11 protein-coding genes and 1 other RNA gene are annotated in these 20,335 nt (G+C 38.3%); 8 read left to right on the top strand and 4 right to left on the bottom strand.

The annotated features are described in order from the left end of the window. The 6 genes from rpoC (at position 1) to ACFFIT_RS04070 (ending at position 12,071) form a co-directional block, all read left to right on the top strand. Positions 1–4,236, top strand: a complete 4,236-nt coding sequence (rpoC, locus tag ACFFIT_RS04095; protein WP_385876380.1) for a DNA-directed RNA polymerase subunit beta' — start codon at positions 1–3, stop codon at positions 4,234–4,236. A 69-nt stretch (positions 4,237–4,305) separates the two neighbouring features. Next, complete coding sequence (locus tag ACFFIT_RS04090; protein ID WP_385876379.1) at positions 4,306–4,638, top strand: MaoP family protein; 333 nt, start codon at positions 4,306–4,308, stop codon at positions 4,636–4,638. Positions 4,639–4,897: 259 nt separating this feature from the next. Beyond that, positions 4,898–5,620 carry a ribonuclease PH gene (rph, locus tag ACFFIT_RS04085; RefSeq protein ID WP_385876378.1) on the top strand — a complete coding sequence of 241 codons (723 nt, stop codon included), beginning with the start codon at positions 4,898–4,900 and terminating at the stop codon, positions 5,618–5,620. Between the two features lie 55 nt (positions 5,621–5,675). Next, a complete protein-coding gene (gene purL / locus ACFFIT_RS04080) occupies positions 5,676–9,605 on the top strand; it encodes a phosphoribosylformylglycinamidine synthase (protein WP_385876407.1) in 3,930 nt (1,309 codons plus the stop codon). Positions 9,606–9,834: 229 nt separating this feature from the next. After that, the gene (gene ompA / locus ACFFIT_RS04075; RefSeq protein WP_385876377.1) at positions 9,835–10,896 is read left to right on the top strand and encodes a porin OmpA; all 1,062 of its coding nucleotides are present in this window, start codon (positions 9,835–9,837) and stop codon (positions 10,894–10,896) included. A gap of 206 nt (positions 10,897–11,102) precedes the next feature. Next, on the top strand, positions 11,103–12,071 hold the full coding sequence (locus ACFFIT_RS04070; protein WP_385876376.1) for a calcium/sodium antiporter: 969 nt from the start codon (positions 11,103–11,105) through the stop codon (positions 12,069–12,071). Positions 12,072–12,434: 363 nt separating this feature from the next. On the opposite strand, the gene ssrA is transcribed toward ACFFIT_RS04070, so the two are convergent. Next, positions 12,435–12,796, bottom strand: a transfer-messenger RNA (tmRNA) gene (ssrA, locus tag ACFFIT_RS04065). Between the two features lie 144 nt (positions 12,797–12,940). Beyond that, positions 12,941–13,426, bottom strand: coding sequence for an SsrA-binding protein SmpB (smpB, locus tag ACFFIT_RS04060; protein ID WP_385876375.1), 486 nt, complete (start codon positions 13,424–13,426; stop codon positions 12,941–12,943). A 236-nt stretch (positions 13,427–13,662) separates the two neighbouring features. On the opposite strand from smpB, the gene ACFFIT_RS04055 reads away from it, so the two are divergent. Both ACFFIT_RS04055 and ACFFIT_RS04050 read left to right on the top strand, forming a co-directional pair. Beyond that, positions 13,663–16,224, top strand: coding sequence for a PBP1A family penicillin-binding protein (locus tag ACFFIT_RS04055; protein ID WP_385876374.1), 2,562 nt, complete (start codon positions 13,663–13,665; stop codon positions 16,222–16,224). Further along, positions 16,224–16,607, top strand: a complete 384-nt coding sequence (locus ACFFIT_RS04050) for an Hsp15 family ribosome-associated heat shock protein (protein WP_385876373.1) — start codon at positions 16,224–16,226, stop codon at positions 16,605–16,607. Before ACFFIT_RS04055 ends, ACFFIT_RS04050 begins: the two co-directional genes overlap by 1 nt. Before the next feature lie 54 nt (positions 16,608–16,661). Here the strand turns inward: ACFFIT_RS04050 and ACFFIT_RS04045 are convergent, their stop codons facing one another. Together ACFFIT_RS04045 and ACFFIT_RS04040 are read right to left on the bottom strand one after the other, a co-directional pair. Next, the gene (locus tag ACFFIT_RS04045) at positions 16,662–17,540 is read right to left on the bottom strand and encodes a hypothetical protein (RefSeq protein WP_385876372.1); all 879 of its coding nucleotides are present in this window, start codon (positions 17,538–17,540) and stop codon (positions 16,662–16,664) included. A gap of 41 nt (positions 17,541–17,581) precedes the next feature. Continuing rightward, positions 17,582–20,335 (bottom strand): YadA family autotransporter adhesin (locus tag ACFFIT_RS04040; protein WP_385876371.1); only part of this gene is annotated, 2,754 nt, incomplete at its 5' end.

Genomic DNA, 20,335 nt, shown 5'->3' with positions numbered 1-20,335 from the left:
GTGAAAGACTTATTAAAATTTATAAAAGCACAAACCAAAGGCGAAGAGTTTAACGCGATAAAAATCTCGTTAGCCTCACCTGATACCATTCGTTCATGGTCTTTTGGTGAAGTAAAAAAACCAGAAACTATTAACTACCGTACGTTCAAACCTGAACGCGATGGACTCTTTTGTGCGCGTATTTTTGGACCAGTTAAAGACTATGAATGTCTTTGTGGAAAATATAAACGCTTGAAACACAGAGGGGTTATCTGTGAGCGTTGTGGTGTTGAAGTAACACAAACTAAAGTGCGTCGTGAGCGCATGGGTCATATTGAATTGGCTTCCCCTGCTGCACACATCTGGTATTTAAAATCACTGCCTTCTCGAATTGGCTTATTATTAGATATGCCACTTCGTGATATTGAAAGAGTACTTTACTTTGAATCATATGTTGTTGTAGAACCAGGCTTAACTTCATTAGAACGTCGTCAAATTTTAACAGAGGAACAATACCTTGATGCTCTTGAAGAGCATGGTGATGAGTTTGACGCGAAAATGGGTGCTGAAGGTATCCAAGCTCTATTAAAAGGCCTAGATTTACAAAAAGAATGTGAAATGATGCACGAAGAATTAGAGCAAACTAATTCTGAAACTAAACGTAAAAAATTAACTAAGCGTATTAAGCTGGTCGATGCATTTATTGCTTCTGGAAATAACCCAGAATGGATGGTGTTAACTGTTTTACCTGTTTTACCACCTGAGCTACGCCCTCTTGTTCCGTTAGATGGTGGACGTTTTGCGACATCTGATTTGAATGATTTATATCGCCGTGTTATCAATCGTAATAACCGCTTAAAAAGACTTTTAGATCTTTCAGCACCAGACATCATTGTGAGAAATGAAAAACGTATGCTTCAAGAGTCTGTTGATGCGCTTTTAGACAACGGTCGTCGCGGTCGTGCAATTACAGGTTCGAATAAACGCCCATTAAAATCTCTTGCGGATATGATTAAAGGGAAACAAGGTCGTTTCCGTCAAAATCTACTAGGTAAACGTGTTGACTACTCAGGACGTTCGGTTATTACGGTTGGTCCTTATTTACGTCTTCATCAATGTGGTCTACCTAAAAAAATGGCTCTTGAGCTATTTAAACCATTTATCTATGGTAAATTGGAACTTCGTGGTTTAGCTGCAACGATTAAAGCTGCTAAAAAAATGGTAGAGCGTGAAGAAGCAGTTGTATGGGATATCCTAGATGAAGTTATCCGTGAACACCCAGTTTTATTAAACCGTGCACCAACACTTCATAGATTAGGTATACAAGCCTTTGAACCTATTCTAATTGAAGGTAAAGCAATTCAACTACATCCACTAGTATGTGCGGCATACAATGCTGACTTTGATGGTGACCAAATGGCTGTTCACGTGCCATTGACGCTTGAGGCTCAGTTAGAAGCACGTGCACTGATGATGTCAACAAATAATATCTTATCACCTGCAAATGGTGAACCTATTATTGTTCCGTCACAAGACGTTGTATTGGGTATCTATTACATGACTCGTGATAAAGTGAATGCCCAAGGTGAAGGCATGGTTTTAAGCAGCGAAAAAGAAGCGGAAAAACTCTATCGCCAAGGTATTGCTGAATTACATGCTCGTGTAAAAGTTAGAATAACTGAATATACAAGAACAGAAGATGGCCAAAACATGCCTTCAACAAGCATTGTTGATACAACAATTGGCCGTGCTATTTTATGGCAAATCGTACCTAAAGGTTTACCTTATTCATTGGTTAATGAACCTCTGGGTAAAAAAGCCATATCAAAAATGCTCAATGCGTGTTACCGTATTTTAGGTCTCAAAGATACTGTTATTTTTGCTGATCAGATAATGTATACAGGTTTTAGCTATGCGACTGTATCAGGTGTTTCAGTTGGTATTGATGATATGGTGATCCCTGAGAAGAAAGTTGCTATTATCGATGAAGCTGAAATTGAAGTGGCTGAGATTCAAGAACAATTCCAATCTGGTCTTGTTACTGCAGGTGAACGTTATAACAAAGTCATTGATATTTGGGCAGCTGCAAATGAGCGTGTTGCGAAGGCAATGATGGAAAACCTTTCAACCGAAAGTGTTCTAAATCGTGAAGGTAAAGAAGAGGAGCAGGTCTCTTTTAACAATATCTATATGATGGCAGACTCAGGTGCAAGGGGTTCTGCAGCTCAGATTCGTCAGCTTGCAGGGATGCGTGGTCTCATGGCTAAGCCAGATGGTTCAATCATTGAAACTCCTATCACAGCAAACTTCCGTGAAGGTCTTAACGTACTTCAGTACTTTATATCAACCCATGGTGCACGTAAAGGACTTGCCGATACAGCATTAAAAACAGCTAACTCAGGTTACCTAACTCGTCGTTTAGTAGACGTAGCTCAGGATTTAGTTGTAACTGAAGATGATTGTGGAACTTTAGGCGGTATTATCATGGAACCTGTGATCGACGGTGGTGATGTTAAAGAGCCCCTACGTGATCGTGTTCTAGGTCGTGTCACTGCTGATATCGTTTTAAAACCTGGTACTTCTGAAGTTTTAGTACCTCGTAATACACTGTTAGATGAAGCATGGTGTGACATCTTAGAGGAAAACTCTGTAGATGCGGTTAAAGTACGTACAGTAGTTATGTGTGAAACTGACTTTGGTGTATGTGCACACTGTTATGGACGTGATTTAGCACGCGGACACTTAATCAATAACGGTGAAGCGGTTGGTGTAATTGCTGCTCAATCAATTGGAGAGCCAGGTACACAGTTAACAATGCGTACATTCCACATTGGTGGTGCCGCTTCTCGTGCGGCTGCTGAATCTAGTATCCAGGTTAAAAACCGTGGTAATCTACGTCTCATTGATGCTAAATCAGTAAAAAGAGCAGATGGTCGTTTCGTAATTACTTCAAGGAATGCTCAACTAAGGCTTATAGATGAATTTGGTCGTACTAAAGAAAACTATAAACTCCCTTATGGTTCTTTGATGGAAAAAGCTGATGGTGCAGAGGTTTCTTCTGGTGAAGTCGTAGCAAATTGGGATCCACATACTAACCCGATTATCGCTGAAGCGGATGGTTTCTTGCGTTTCACTGATATGAATGATGGTCAAACAGTAACACGTCAAACTGATGAAATTACAGGATTATCATCATTGGTTGTTCTAGATAGTGCCGAACGTCAAAGTTCAGCAAAAGATCTTCGTCCAAGCATCAAAATCGTAGATGCAGAAGGCAACGATATTATCTTAACCGATATTAATATGCCTGCAATCTATGTATTACCAGGTAAAGCGATTGTCCAACTAGAGGACAATGTAAAAGTTGGTATTGGTGATATTTTAGCGCGTGTTCCACAAGAATCAGTTGGTACCCGTGATATAACAGGAGGTCTACCTCGGGTTGCAGATCTATTTGAAGCACGTCGCCCTAAAGAGCCTGCAATACTTGCTGAAATCACAGGTGTTGTTTCATTTGGCAAAGAAACTAAAGGTAAACGTCGCCTTGTTATCACTCCACTAGATGGTGGTGAAGCTTATGAAGAAATGATTCATAAATGGCGTCAACTTGATGTGTTTGAAGGTGAGGTTGTTGAGCGTGGTGACGTTGTTGCTGATGGCCCTGCTGCACCACATGATATTTTAAGACTTCGTGGTGTTGATGAAGTGACAAAATATATTACCAATGAAGTTCAAGAAGTTTATCGCTTACAAGGTGTAAAAATCAATGATAAACATATTGAGGTCATTGTACGCCAGATGTTAAGAAAGGCTACAGTCACTGATTCAGGCAGTAGTACATTCTTAGAAGGTGAGCAAGTTGAATACTCTCGTTTGAAAGTGGCTAATAGACAGCTAGAAAATGACGGTAAAATCCCTGCTAAATATGAACGTGAATTATTAGGGATCACAAAAGCTTCTCTTGCTACTGAATCATTTATTTCAGCAGCGTCATTCCAAGAAACTACGCGTGTATTAACTGAAGCGTCAGTATCTGGTAAACGCGATGAATTACGAGGGTTAAAAGAGAACGTTATCGTAGGTCGCTTGATTCCCGCAGGAACTGGCTACTCTTATCATCAAGAGAGAGCTAAGCGTCGTCAAGAAAATACCTTTCTTCACGATGATACCCAACATCAGGTAACCCAAGAAGAAGCGACTGCTAATCTTGCTGAACTTCTGACTGGTATGGTTTCTGATGACCAACCTGATGAATAATTATTAACTAATGCTGGGGAATATTTATTCCCCAGAGCCTATAATATTCAATTTTGGAGAATATGAGAGATGGCGGATAGCTTTACATCACCTCGTCGTTTCACTGATAATAAAAATTATCCGCGTGGTTTGTCTAGACATGGGGATTACACCATCAAAGAAGCGCAATTACTTGAAAAATATGGTAATGCTCTTTTAGAGTTAGAATCAGGTTCAAGAAAGCCTGAAACTACAGAAGAGAAACAATTTGTAGCAGTCTGTGAAGGTAAGCAAGCTGCTGTTACTGATATTGAGAAAGTTTGGATGAAATATATTCAAAAAACCCGTCAACCTAAACGTTTCCATACTTTATCTGGTGGAAAACCACAAGTTGAACTAAATGATGAATATATAGACGACTAATTTTCATATAAAAAAACCGAGCTAAGCTCGGTTTTTTTATATCTTAAATAGTGTTATTGGGAAAAACGTAGTTTGTGATAAAAAATTTTCCCAAAAATGATATTTCATTTTCAAAGAAGTCATGACACTAACAGGATATATCCTTAATATATAACAAACACTATCATTATTCACTTATCCCTTGTAAAACATTTAGAAATCCTTAAACTAAAACTGTTTACACAAAATTTAATTTAACATATGTCTTTTAGGAGTACTGATGCGCCCAAATCAACGAGCAAATGACCAAATTCGTCCCGTAAAAATTACTAGAAACTATACTAAACACGCTGAAGGTTCTGTTTTAATAGAATTTGGCGACACCAAAGTGTTATGTACTGCAAGCGTTGAAGAAGGCGTACCTCGTTTTTTAAAAGGCCAAGGTAAGGGCTGGGTAACAGCGGAGTATTCCATGCTACCAAGAGCAACCAATACAAGAAATCCAAGAGAAGCATCTAAAGGAAAACAGGGTGGCAGGACATTGGAAATTCAACGCTTAATTGCGCGCTCGCTACGTGCAATGGTTGATTTACAAAAACTTGGGGAATATACCATCACTCTAGATTGTGATGTTATACAAGCTGATGGTGGAACCAGGACGGCCTCTATCACAGGTGCTGCCGTGGCTCTTCACGACGCTATGTCCTATTTGTTAAACAATAAAAAAATAAAATCAATACCTTTAAAATCTATGGTTGCAGCTGTTTCAATTGGTATTATCAATCAACAAGTGCTTTTAGACTTAGAGTATAGTGAAGATTCAGTCGCCGACACAGACATGAATCTGGTAATGACTGATGATGGGGGAATAATAGAAATTCAAGGAACTGCTGAAGGGGCTCCTTTTAATCTTGATGAACTCAATTGCCTTTTAGACACTGGAAAGAAAGGGCTACTAGAACTATTTCAAGCACAAAAAAACGCATTAAACAATGCCATTTAATGATAATTTAAACAAATCTATCTTTTTAACATCTATATATTGAGATATTATTATGATGCATATTTTTTCAGGTCCCAACGCCCATTCGTTAGCTAAAATCAATCAGTTTATTGAGTTTTTTGCACAAAGAAAAATCCCTGTCGTTGCAATGAAGTCTATATTTACTCATTTTGTTTTTACTCACAATGATGCGCCGCTTACAGACAAGCATATTGATTTAATCAATACATTATTAAAATATGGCCCAAAGCAACGAGAAAAAATTCTTCCGAGTGTGGAGTTTAGCTTTACAGTCATTCCAAGATTAGGGACTATTTCCCCTTGGGCATCTAAAGCAACTGATATTACCCATAATACAGGTCTGGAAAATATACGTCGTGTAGAGCGTGGGATTGAATATACTTTTCACACAAGCCGGCCACTAGATACTACTGAACAAAATGATTTAATTGATTTTCTGCATGATAAAATGACAGAAAATGTCATTTTTGATAATAAAGAGGCTAGTCAACTGATTAATGACAAAGATCCTAAACCATTAACGGTTATAAAACTTTTAGAAGAAGGTATTAATGCCCTTCATGTAGCCAACAAAGAATTAGGTCTTGCACTTACAGAAGATGAAATCGATTATCTTGAAACTACTTTTAAAGAGAACCTCAAAAGAAACCCTACCGATGTTGAACTGTATATGTTTGCCCAAGCAAACTCAGAACACTGCCGCCATAAAATATTTAATGCACACTGGAATATTGATGGCGTAGCGCAAGAGAAATCTCTCTTTAGTATGATAAAAAATACCTTTGAGCAAAATCCGGAATTTGTATTGTCAGCTTATAAAGATAATGCAGCAGTTATGGAGGGTTCTTTGATTGAACGCTTTTATCCGGATCCTAAGTCCAAAACTTACCAATATCAAACTGAACAAACTGACATTTTAATGAAAGTAGAAACTCACAATCACCCAACAGCCATCTCGCCTTGGCCTGGTGCGGCGACTGGCGCGGGTGGTGAAATTCGTGACGAAGGTGCCACTGGTCGTGGTGCTAAACCTAAAGCAGGATTAGTTGGTTTTTCAGTTTCAAACTTGAAAATACCTGGTTTTACACAGCCTTGGGAAACTGATTTAGGAAAGCCTGATAGAATATGTTCTGCATTAGAAATTATGACAACAGGCCCACTAGGGGCTGCGGCATTTAACAATGAATTTGGTAGACCTGCCCTTAATGGTTATTTTCGTACATTTGAAGAAAATATCGTAACCTCTGCTGGGGAAGAGAAAAGAGGGTATCATAAGCCAATTATGCTTGCCGGTGGCATAGGTAACATCAAAAGAGATCACGTACAAAAAGGTGAAATCACTGTTGGAGCGAAGCTGATTGTTCTTGGTGGACCTGCTATGAATATCGGCCTAGGTGGCGGTGCGGCTTCATCTGTAGCCTCTGGAGAATCTGCAGCACAGTTAGACTTTGCTTCAGTACAGCGGGATAATGCGGAAATGGAACGTCGTTGCCAAGAAGTCATTGATGCTTGCTGGCAATTAGGAGACAGTAACCCAATTCAATTTATCCATGATGTTGGGGCGGGTGGATTATCTAATGCGATGCCTGAACTTGTCAGTGATGGGGATAGAGGTGGGTTATTTGAGCTTCGCCGTATTTTGGTTGATGAAGCTGGCATGAGTCCACTAGAAATATGGTGTAATGAATCTCAAGAGCGTTATGTTCTGTCAGTAAGTGAAAAAGCATTCCCGATTTTTGAAGCGATTTGCCAAAGAGAGAGGGCGCCTTTTGCTGTAATAGGGGAAGCAACGAAAGAAAAACATCTCAAATTAACTGATGAAATTTTTTCACAGGATGATAAAACACCGCATCCAATTGATTTACCGCTCAGTGCTTTATTAGGTAAAACTCCCAAAATGGAGAAAAAAGGAGTATCTCAAAATATTGTGAGTCCAGCTATCGATACTAAGGAAATAGATCTCAAAGATGCCATAGAGCGCGTATTACGTCTTCCTGCTGTTAGCGAAAAAACTTTTTTAATTACCATTGGCGACCGAAGCGTAACAGGTATGGTAGTACGTGATCAAATGGTTGGGCCTTGGCAGATCCCGGTGGCGGATTGTGCTGTTACGGTCAGTGGATTTAATACTTACCATGGTGAAGCTATGTCGATGGGTGAAAGAGCGCCTATTGCCCTACTAGATGCAAAAGCTTCAGCTAAAATGGCCGTAGGTGAAGCTATTACAAATATTGCTGCAACTTACATCGGCGATATTAAGCGCATTAAACTGTCAGCTAACTGGATGGCATCTACAGGAGATGCTCAAGAGGATGCTCGGTTGTATGAAGCGGTCAAAGCCGTTGGTATGGATTTATGCCCTGCACTTGGACTTACCATACCTGTAGGTAAAGATTCGATGTCAATGCAAACGCGTTGGACAGATGAAAAAGGTAACGATCATACAGTCAAATCACCATTATCCTTAGTTATCAGTGCATTCTCAAGAGTAGAAGATGTACGTAAAACCATCACTCCTGAGCTCAACAACTCAACAGATACTCATTTACTTCTAATTGACTTAGGTGAAGGACAAAACCGTTTAGGAGCTTCTTCTCTGGGCCAAGTCTTTAACCAGTTAGGCGATAAACCTGCGGATGTGGTTGATGCTAAAAAACTCAAAGCTTTTTTTGACTTTATTCAATCACTCGTTAAAGAAGATAAACTGTTAGCTTACCATGATAGAAGTGATGGTGGGGTATTAGTCACTTTATTAGAAATGGCGTTTGCTGGAAATGTCGGTCTTAACATCAAGCTAGATAGCCTTAAATCAGAAGCAATTAGCGCCCTATTCAATGAAGAACTTGGCGCCGTGATTCAAATTAAATCAAATGATTTAGATTCAATAAAGCAACTTGCTAAGCAATTCAATATTGATTCTTTACTTCATGAAATTGCGTCACTCACCCTCAAGGATGAAATTACGATTTCACTTAATGAGCAAATACTATTTAGTTCTAGCAGGACTGAGCTAAGGATGACTTGGGCTGAAACTACTTGGCAGATGCAACGTTTAAGAGACAATCCTGAATGTGCTGATAGCGAGCATCGGCTTAAAGCTGATATAGAGAATCCAGGTCTTCAAGCTCGTTTAACATTTAATGTAAATGAAAATCCACTTCGCTCGACAATGATCAACCTAAATGCCAGGCCTAAAATTGCTATATTAAGAGAGCAAGGTGTTAATTCACATGTCGAAATGGCTGCTGCATTTAATCGAGCGGGTTTTGATGCAACTGACGTACATATGAGTGATTTATTAGCTAATAGGCGTAATTTAAAAGATTTCAATGCCTTAGTTGCCTGTGGTGGGTTTTCTTATGGAGACGTACTTGGTGCGGGTGAAGGATGGGCTAAAACCATACTTTTTAACGAAACACTTCGAAATTCGTTCTCTGATTTTTTTGCTAATCCCAATACCTTATCACTTGGGGTTTGTAATGGCTGCCAGATGATGTCCAATTTATATGAAATTATCCCTGGTGCAGAGAACTGGCCTAGATTCATACAGAACAAATCAGAACGTTTTGAAGCAAGATTTAGCCTAGTAAAAATAAATGAATCAACATCCCCTCTATTTAAATCTATGAGCGCATCTTTAGTACCTATTGTAGTATCTCATGGTGAGGGACGTGTAGAATGGCGTAAAGCAGGAGATTTAGTGCAATTAAAAGACAATAAACAAATCATTATGCAATTTACTGATAATTATGGTCAACCGACTGAAAACTATCCTGCGAATCCAAACGGTTCTGATCTTGGTATTACCGGGGTGACTAGCCTAGACGGACGAGCAACCATAATGATGCCTCACCCTGAGCGGGTATTTAGGACGATAACACATAGCTGGCATCCTAATGATTGGATGGAAGATAGTCCTTGGATGAGACTATTTTATAATGCGAGACTTTTTTTTAGTGAGTAGTTCAAGATCTAGATAGTGAGAAACGAGGCGGTTAATTAAGCCTAAAACATTCAAAAATGTAAATATTGTATTAACAGTAGGAAAAATAATCTATAATTGCTCGACTTATAGATTAAAATAGCGATGGAGTAAAAAAAAACTTCCATAGCATACCTATACGGTTTATACTTATTTAGATAATTCTTCGTTTTTATAAAAAAATAAACTTATTCTTGTTAAAGGAGTTTTTATGAAATTAACTAAAATTAGTGCAGCTATTTTATTAGCTGGTCTAACTACTACTGTAATCGCAGCCCCAGATCCTAACACGCCATATATTGGTGCAAAAGCCGGATGGTCTCACTACTTTGATCTTGACTTTACTGATGCAGGTGAAAACAATTTCAGCCGTAACCATTTAGGTGCAGGCGCATTTGGTGGTTACCAATTCACTCCTAATATCGGGGTTGAAGTAGGTTATGACTGGTTAGGTCGTGCTAATTATTCTTTAAAAGATGAATATACTGGAAAATATACAGGTCAAGGCCTATATGCCACAGGTAAATTCTCTTATGAAGTAGTACATGATTTTGATGTGTATACACGCCTAGGTGTATATGGTTGGAGATCAAGTAACAGAGTAACAGATGTTGCTCAGGGCAGAGATCCTAAGCTTGTTGGAAGATATAACTCAACAGGCGTTTCTCCAGTATTCGCAGCAGGTGTTGAATATGCATTATCTCCTTCTGTAGCAACACGTTTAGATTATCAATATGTGCCTAACCTTGGTAAGAGCCGTGATATTGGCATGAAACCTGATAATGGCATGCTAAGTGTTGGTTTATCTTACCGCTTTGGTCAAGGTGCACCTGCTCCAGTAGTTGCTCCAACGTTAACTCCTGTTCCTGAAACCAAGAAATTTAACTTGCGTTCAGATGTTCTTTTTGCTTTTGGTAAATCTGAACTTAAAGCAGAAGGCCGTGAAGCATTAAAACAACTTTTCTCTGAATTACAACGCATCGATCCGGATGAAGGTAAAGCAGTAGTTATTGGTTTCACAGATCGTATTGGTTCAGCTCAAGCTAACCAAGCACTATCTGAGCGTCGTGCTCAATCAGTTGTTAATGAATTAATCGGTTTAGGCGTTCCAGCCAACTTAATTGAAGCGCGTGGTATGGGTGCTCAAAATCCAGTTACTGGTAGCCAATGTGATAACGTTTCACCACGTTCAGCATTAATTGAGTGCTTAGGTCCAGATCGTCGTGTTGAAATTCAAGTTACTGGTTTAAAAACCGCTGAAAGCGAAATGTAATTAAAATTTTTTAATCTTGTATTACTCTTTTAACGCAGACTTTGTCTGCGTTTTTTTATAACTATTTTTAGCAAAAAGTTAACCGTCTCACGGATATTTTATGGTACTGAATATTTAATCGATTTGGTACTATTAGATGGTTAAAATGGTATTCCTCCCCTCAGTTTTTGCAGGTTATTTTTAATTTATTTAACGGAGTACTCGTCATGTTACTAGCGATAGGTGCAGTGGTATTAGGTCTGTTTGTCTTAGTTTGGAGTGCTGACAAATTTGTCGAAGGCGCATCAGCAACTGCAAGATATTTTGGTATGCCTCCTATTTTGATTGGCATGATTATTGTAGGATTTGGGACATCTGCACCAGAAATGGTGGTATCTTTACTCGCAGCCTTAGAAGGTAGTCCTGGTATTGCTATTGGTAATGCTTATGGTTCTAATATTGTCAATATTGCGCTTATTCTTGGGGTCACGGCTCTTATCAGCCCTATTCTCGTCCATTCATCAATTCTTAAAAAAGAGCTTCCTGTTTTACTGGCAATTACGTTACTTAGTTTTGCTCTTTTAATTGATTTAACTTTATCGAGAATAGATGCATTTATATTGATTATAGTCTTTATATTATTGATAAGCTGGTCAATTTACCAAGGAATAAAAGATAAAAATAATACAGAACAATCGACATTAGATAACATAAGCAACGGGTCTATGTCACTTAAAGCCGCAATTTTTTGGCTTATGCTAGGTCTAACACTCTTAATAGTGAGTTCAAGATTTTTAGTATGGGGTGCTGTTGAAATCGCTCACCATTTTAAGATCAGTGACATGATTATTGGTCTTACTATTGTTGCTGTAGGTACATCTCTACCTGAATTAGCGTCATCGGTCATAGCGGCTAAAAAGGGTGAGCATGATATTGCTCTAGGAAATATTTTAGGATCAAACCTATTCAATACATTAGCGGTAGTGGGTATTGCGGGGCTTGTAAAACCATTTTCGATTGATGCTGAAGTCCTGTCAAGAGATATGGCAGTCATGCTTGCTTTAACTGCTTCACTATTTATCTTTTGCTATGGCTTTAAAAATCGTCAAGGCCAAATCACTCGATTAGAAGGAGGGATACTTTTGGCTTCTTACATTGCTTATACCGCTTGGCTGATCTTCTCTGTTATTAAATAATCAAGTGCCTAAGTATTTTGGGTTTATCATAGCTCACTTTAATTATTTAAATTGAGCTATGATAAAAATTATCGAGTTAAGTTTAAATGATAAACAATGTTGCTTTGACCCTCGTACATTTTTATCTATTCTTTGTTTATTTAAAATATAGAATTTTTACCACATAAGCATTCAACTGTCGCTATAGGGTAATGCATATGAATTATTTCATATTCAATTATATGCCATTAGGTACGCTTAACAAAAACATCGCAAAGAAAATTTATAAAATGCTTGAGGAATAAAAAAACCCTTAAAGTTATTATACAATAAGGGTTTCAGGGAGTTAATGACTACACATTAAACTTTGTGTTTTAAAAAGATTGGTGGAGTAGGGGGGATTTGAACCCCCGTCCAGGACCCCTAAGCCTTCGGTACTACATGCTTAGTTTGTCTTTACATTCACCTACTAACTGCGGACAAACACGCCATTAATAGACTAGCTTGATTAGTTTTAACGCTTCAGCTCCAAGCAAAGCATCCACGCGATCTCTTTTAGGGTGACTCCTCTTTATCCCCGTCCTAAGAGCGGAGGCTAGGGAGAGAAGGCTTTACGCAGGTTATTAAGCTGCTAAAGCGTAGTTTTCGTCGTTTGCGACTATTTTTTTGCGGCTTTTTTACGAGGCCAACCGCACCTCGGCATGCACCTAGGGCCGCGCTGATCCTGTCGAATCCATATCTACCCCAGATAGTTGATATTATCACTATAATTACCAAAGAAAGCAATCAATATTACGAAAAGATACAATTTAAAATAATACACAAGCGCCAATAGTAATAAAAAATGATACAAATAGATATGAATGAATAAATTATTAAAAAATCAAACATCAAGCCTTAGCTTTATTTTTCATTATCCTTTCTTTATCAATTTTCCACTCACGACCTTTAACATCTTCACGCTTATCATGGGCTTTTTTACCTTTAGCAATGCCTACTTTAACCTTTGCCCATGGACCTTTCCAATAAAGTGATATTGCAACAGCAGTATAACCATCTCGGCTAACTTTACCAAATATTTTGGCTATCTCTTTTTCATTTAAAAGAAGCTTGCGCGTTCTTATTGGATCGCAAATTGTATGCGTAGAGGCAGCGAGTAAAGGTTGAAAACTGGCCCCAAATAAAAAGGCCTCACCTTTATTGAATACCACGTAACTATCACTGATATTCGCTTTACCTGCGCGCAAAGATTTTACTTCCCATCCTAAAAGAGATAGACCTGCTTCAAATTCTTCTTCAATAAAGAAATCATGCCTAACACTGCGATTTAAAGCAATTGTGTTAGAGCCGGGTTTGTTTGTTTTTTTCTTAGCCATAATTGAAAATTATACGTTAATAGATAAAATTTGTCACTGATATGGTGTAAATCTACCATAATTTCTCATTTTTTTTATATGATTTATTTCTTTAATCAAAACTTATCGACTAAATGCAAAAAAAATGTAGTTAAATGCTTTATTGATGACTAAAAATTGCCTATATTCTTTGTAATTGATTTATACTATAGCAATATTTTATTAATTCATAAAAATAAATGATTGGAGACTTTTGAGTGCGTTTAATACAGTTTGTTCTCTTTTTAACTATTGCATTATTTACCCTTGGAATTATTTCTTTTGTGGGGCTGTATGACTATGTCAAACCTCAATTACCTACTGTTGCTGATTTAAAGTCTGTTCGTTTGCAAGAACCTATGCGCATTTATAGTGCAGAGGGCGAACTGATGGCCGAATTTGGTGAAAAAAGGAGAAATCCTGTACTTTTTGAAAACATACCAGAACAATTAATTAATGCTTTTATTGCAATTGAAGACACTAGATATTATGAGCATCAGGGTATAGATCCAATTGGTATATTAAGAGCTATCTTTGTCGCGGCAAGTTCAGGCAGCACTTCGCAAGGAGCTAGTACGATTACCCAGCAACTAGCTAGAAATATAACTGAAATTGGTAACGAACGCTCAATTGAAAGAAAAATTAAAGAAGTTTTTTTAGCTTTTGATATTGAAAAAAACTTAAATAAACAAGAAATATTAGCCCTCTACCTAAACACGATATTTATGGGACAGCGCTCTTATGGTATAGGAGCTGCTGCGTATACTTATTTTGGAAAATCTTTAAACGAACTAACACTTGCAGAAATGGCACTTCTTGCAGGCTTACCTAAAGCCCCTTCTGACTATAATCCAATTAATTCTGTAGCACGTGCTACCGATAGAAGAAATATTGTACTTAGACGTATGCTCGAAGAAAATTTCATCACAATTGATGAATATAACCAAGCTAGAAATGAGCCAATCAATGCAAAATATCACCAAGCTAAAGTAGCCTTTTCTTCACCTTATATAACTGAAGCAGTGAGACAAGAGATGTATCGTCGTTATGGAGAAGATGCTTATACTGGTGGATTTAAAGTTTACACCACCATCACGAAAAAATTACAGTTAGCTGGAGAACAAGCCCTTCGTAATAATATTCTATCTTATGATATGAGACATGGATATCGCGGTGCTGTTGCACTTATCTGGGACCACCAAGAAGGAACCCCTGAGGAAAATGCAATTACTGACTATCTAAAAACAGTTGTACCACTTGCAGATTTTATTCCCGCGGCAGTTATGGATATCAATAAAGAGGAAAACACTGCTACTCTATTATTCAGTGATGGCTCTAGGAAAATTTTGTCTCACAAAGGTGTTAAGTGGGCTAGAAAATATATCAATGAACGATCTCAAGGCCCTTCACCTAAAAGAGTTAGCGATGTTATTCATGTAGGTGAACAAATCTGGGTAAGATATTACAAAGATGAGCTTTGGTTGACCCAAGAACCTGAGGTTAATTCCGCTTTAGTTTCTCTAGATAGTAATACAGGGGAAGTACAAGCTCTTGTTGGTGGATTTGATTTTCAACAAAGTAAATTTAATCGAGCAACCCAAGCACTTCGTCAAATCGGCTCAAATATAAAACCTTTTTTCTATGCGGCAGCACTGGATAAAGGCCTAAGTTTAGCCACCGTATTTAATGATGCTCCAATTACTAGCTGGAATCCTTCTTCACTTAAAAGTTGGTCACCTAAAAATTCCCCTAATGTCTATGAAGGGCCTATGCGATTAAGGCAAGCTCTTGGCCTTTCTAAAAATGTTGTGATGGTGCGGGTAGTTCGAGCAATAGGTGTAGAAGCTGCAGCTGATTTCTTGGAGAGATTTGGTTTTCCTGAAGGAAATATTGATAGAACAGAAGCCATGTCACTAGGAAGTCCCTCTTTTACCCCAATGCAAGTTGCAAGAGGATATGCAGTTTTTGCTAATGGCGGTTTTTTAATTGAACCTTATTTCATTACAAGAGTCATAGATGGTGAGGATAAAATGGTATTTGAAGCGAAACCTAAAATAGCTTGCGCTGAATGTAATATCCCTTCAATTTATGGTGAATCTGAAAAAATTGCAGCGATTGCATATGAAGAAATCGAGGACATGGCTCAATCTGAGGGTAACGAAAATATCTTATCGAATGAAGAAAAAGAAGTTGAATTCATCAGTAGTGAAAACCAATCTGGTGGATATGCTCCAAGAGTTATTAGTGGAGAAGTTGCCTTTTTAATGCGCGATGCTTTAAATTCGAATGTCTTTGGTGAACCAGGTTGGAATGGCACTGGTTGGAGGGCTGGTAAAGTACTGGCTCCTAGAAAAGATATAGGTGGTAAAACAGGTACTACTAATAGTTCGAAGGATGCTTGGTTTTCAGGGTATGGAGCCAACATAGTAACGAGTGTGTGGGTAGGATTTGATGATAATCGTAAGACATTAGGTAGCGGTACAGCATGGCCAGGCGATCCAGATGGAATATCTGGAGGAGAAGCAGGTGCAAAGACTGCGCAACCGGCTTGGAACCACTACATGAAAGTTGCTCTAGAAAACATTGAAGAAAAAAACTTTCCTGCTCCTCCTGGTATCATAAGCTTATCAATTGACAAATATTCAGGACAACTCAGTAATGGTGGCCCGACTCGTAAAGAGTACTTCATCAAAGGTACAGAGCCTTCGACCTACTTTGTAGAAGAGCTTGGAACTGAAATTGAAGATGAAGCCAGTGGTCAAACACAAGAGCTTTTCTAATGTCAGTACGGTTAGATAAATGGCTTTTTGCCGCCAGGTTTTACAAATCTCGTTCTACTGCTAGAGAAATGATTGATGGCGGCAAGGTTCACGTTAATAATCAGAGAGCTAAACCAAGTAAAAATATAGACATCGGTGATAACATTACCTTAAGACAAGGCATTGATGTAAAAGAGGTCATTGTAAAAGAATTATCTGAAATAAGAGGCTCAGCTACAATAGCCTCCTCTCTTTATGTTGAGACACCTGAAAGTATAACCAAGCGTGAAAAACTTGCATTAGCTAGAAAACTAGCGCCAAGCCCGCTATCTAAAGTCAAACCATCAAAAAAAGAGAGAAGAGAGATTATTAAATTTAAAAACATTTATGACAATCAGAATTAATGCCTTCTTAATAAAAATATTTTTAAATTTTTCAAAAATAATGATAGAGCTATATTAATAGTATGCTACTCCGATAAATTGTTCTGTTCCCATTATTTTGCCATTACCCAGCCAATCTACGCCAAACACTCTATAAGTTAATTCACCATTTCGGTAGGATAAATATTCTCCATTATTATTTTGTATAGCGTAATCAGAACTATTCAATGATACAAGGGTTAGATCAGCTGTTTGCTCAGTATAAAATAGCTTTATTTGTGAAAGATAGTAAGGAGCTATTTGAGAAAACTGTTGTTTAATAATTTCTTTATAGATTTCTTTTGCAGGGATTGATGTTATCTTGTCTTTAGATAATATTTCGGCCTGTTTAATCAAATTTCCTATCGCATTGAAAGTATGGGCATTACTCTTTGCAATTGCTAATCGGATTTTCATTACTTCATTAAATTTAGCATTATCGATTTCTATAGAATTGTCTTCTTTAACATTTACAATAAATTCTTTGTTATCTGGTTCAGTATAAAGTGAGGTTGCTATATAAGCAGCACAAGCTGTTTGCTGTGATGCAAAGTCATCTGATACCCATAAGTAAAATTCATGATCTGGGCTAGGTAAGGTTTTAGGTGCCCACCCTTCTTTCTCACTGAGTAACGCTAATGACTCTTCTTTAGTAATCTCTTTTCTGGCCAATTTACAAAGCAATTGCATCATTTCATCATCGCGCTGTTTTGCAACACTAGGCACCAGGTCGAAAATAGATTCTAACATCAAAGTATTCATTGGATAAGTCATCATCAAAGCATTTTGCGTTTGCTCAGTTTTCTGCGTTGATTCTTTTTCATCTTGGCTATAAACAACTGTTGAACCCAGTAAATAGATTGAAGCACTGATAAATAGGGTACTTTTTTTAATTACATTTAACTTTGAGACCATGAGGATTCCTTATATGATATCTGTAGATAATTTAATACGGCTTACCAATGGTACCCTACACCCAAAGAACCTCCAAATTCTCCTTCTGAATTTGTGCTTCCTTGAACTTTAAAGCTCCACACACCATCTTTAGAGATACTAGATAAGCCAAATGCTAAAGCAGATTTATCCCCATAGCCACCAGCCGCAATACCCATTGAACCACTATCAGGTCTGTATGCTTGAGGAATACCTGCCATTGCCATCGCACTTGCAACTCCTGCCTCAAGCTTATCAGTTTTAGTATTCAAATCATCTCTTAATTGAGAAAATTCAGAGCTAGTCTCAAATCTAAATTCATCAAATTGTGCTTTATTAATAGCATCTGTTGCCCTTTCGCCTCTTGCTACATTAGAAAGTATTCTCTCATTACCACTACTGCCTATGGACACGACATTTGACCTGTCAGCAATAGAGCCTTGCCCTAAAGCAACAGAATTTGTACCTGTAGCACGCGTATTTTCTCCAATCGCAACAGATCCTGTACCGGATGCAAGGGATGCACCGCCAATTGAGACAGTATTAGTACCTGATGCATTTGCCACTACTGAATTTGAGGAGTTAGTTTTGACATTTTTATCAGTTAAGTCAACATTACAACCATTAGTGCAGTTTTCCAACTGCTCAATCACTTCAGTTTTAATATTATTTATTGATGAAGTCAGTGTTTTTTTGTTTATCGCATCTGTATCGTCAATTGCATCTGCTACATTAGTAATGCGCCTTTCATTTCCAGCACTACCAACAGATACTGTTCCCTCTGTAGCAACAGAATTTTTACCCAGTGCAACAGAGTTATTAGCTGCATTAGCTCCTTGACCTAAAGCCAAAGAATCATTCGTTGCATAAGCGTCTTGACCTACTGCGATTCCATTACCTAGAGCTTCGCTTTTGTATCCTATGCTAAGTGAACCATTACCTGAACTTGAAGCTTGTCCACCTATGGCAATTGCACCGACCCCACTTGCTGATGCATTGGAACCAGCTGCAACGGCTTCAGCGCCAATAACTGTTGCTTGAGTATTTTGATTGTCTGCAGCTTGGTTCGCGGCAAATAAACTGTTATTACCAGTGCCTTGAGAAGTAATCTTACTTATTTCGTCTTCAAGTAGCTTTAACTGACTCACATTAACTGCATCTGTTAAAGCCGTACCTTTTGCTACATGAGTAATTTGGCGTTCATTTCCAGAAGAACCTATTGAAAAAGTATTTGCTTGAGTAGCTATAGAACCTGAACCTATGGCGATACTATTAGGCGCTGTTGCTTGCGCACCAAAACCCACAGCTAAAGCGAGCATACCAGAACTGGTAGCATTAGCCCCTAGTGCCATAGAATTAATTCCTATTGCGCCATTGTTATCAAAGTTACCTAAATTGGGGGAAGAATTTACGCTAAAATAGTGCATTGATACATCAGCAAGCAAGCGACTCACTTGCCCCAAATTAACAGCATCATTGTTATTTAAGGCGTCACCAACAAAAGTTAATCTCCTTAAATTATTTGCACTGCCAAATGCTACAGTATTAGCTTCAGTTGCAGTAGAATTTTCACCAATTGCAATCGAATTGCCTGCATTCGCTATAGCGCCTCCACCTATGGCTAAGCTGCCTAGGATTGTTGCACTTGCAGCAGAACCATTACTATTGACTGCAACATATTTATTTTTGTCGACTAATGTGTTAACTGTCGTATTAATTGTGCTGACTCTAGAATCCACTTCATTGAGTTGACGTAAATTGACCGCATCAGTATCTTGAGTTCCTTTTGCTACATTTGTAATTTTTCGTTCTTGTCCTGCTCTACCCACTGAAACTGTCCCAGCTTCAGCTATGGACCCTGATCCAAGAGCTACACTGTTATCTTGTGCCTTAGCACCATTACCCAATGCGACTGCATTTGAAGTGGATTCAGTGTTATATCCAATCGCAATTGAACCCACGCCTGAGCTGGATGATGCGGCCCCAATTGCTATACTTCCAAGTTGCTGTGCTGCAGCGCCAGCGCCTGCTGCAACTGAATCAAATCCAGCAGAGATAGCTTGTGGATTATTACCATCAGCGCCACCTAACGCAGCAAAAAAACTATTATTGTTTGTACCGCCACTAGTAATTCCACTAACAATGGCTTCTAAATTTTTCAATTGAGCATAATTAACTGCATCCGTATCAGCTGTCCCTGCTGTCACATAGGTAATTTGTCTTGTGTTATTCACTGATCCTACTGAAACCGTATTGGCTAAATCTGCTATTGAACCTGCTCCTATTGCAACACTACTATTAAAATTTGCTTTAGAATCTGTTCCTAAAGCTAAACTACCGATACCTGTACTGGTTGCACCAAAGCCGAATGCAGCACTTTTCTCTCCAATTGCACTGGCGTTTATACCTGCAGCCATCGAATTTAGTCCTGTAGCACCATCATTATTATAATTACCTTGCTGAGTTGAGGAGTTAACACTGTAATAGCGTGTTTTATTTTGATCGATAACTGAATTCAGTTGCCCTAAGTTGACAGCATCATTATCTTGTACACCCGCACCTACATTTGCAATTATCCGGGTTTTAAATGCATCACCATCCACACCAGATCCCACTGATAATACATAATCTCGATCAACTACCGAGCCAGAACCTAACGCTATTGAACCTTCAGCATCTACACGACTTCCTGATCCTAATGCAAGGGAATGATCACCTCCAGTTAGAATTGTTGCACCACTTCCTATTGCTAATGAATTCGTCGCATCAGTTGCAAT

Origin of the sequence: Thorsellia kenyensis (assembly GCF_042432445.1) — a bacterium.
Lineage (GTDB): Bacteria > Pseudomonadota > Gammaproteobacteria > Enterobacterales > Thorselliaceae > Thorsellia > Thorsellia kenyensis.
The sequence above is the reverse complement of the archived record's forward strand: the minus strand, read 5'-3'. Positions and strand labels throughout refer to the sequence as shown.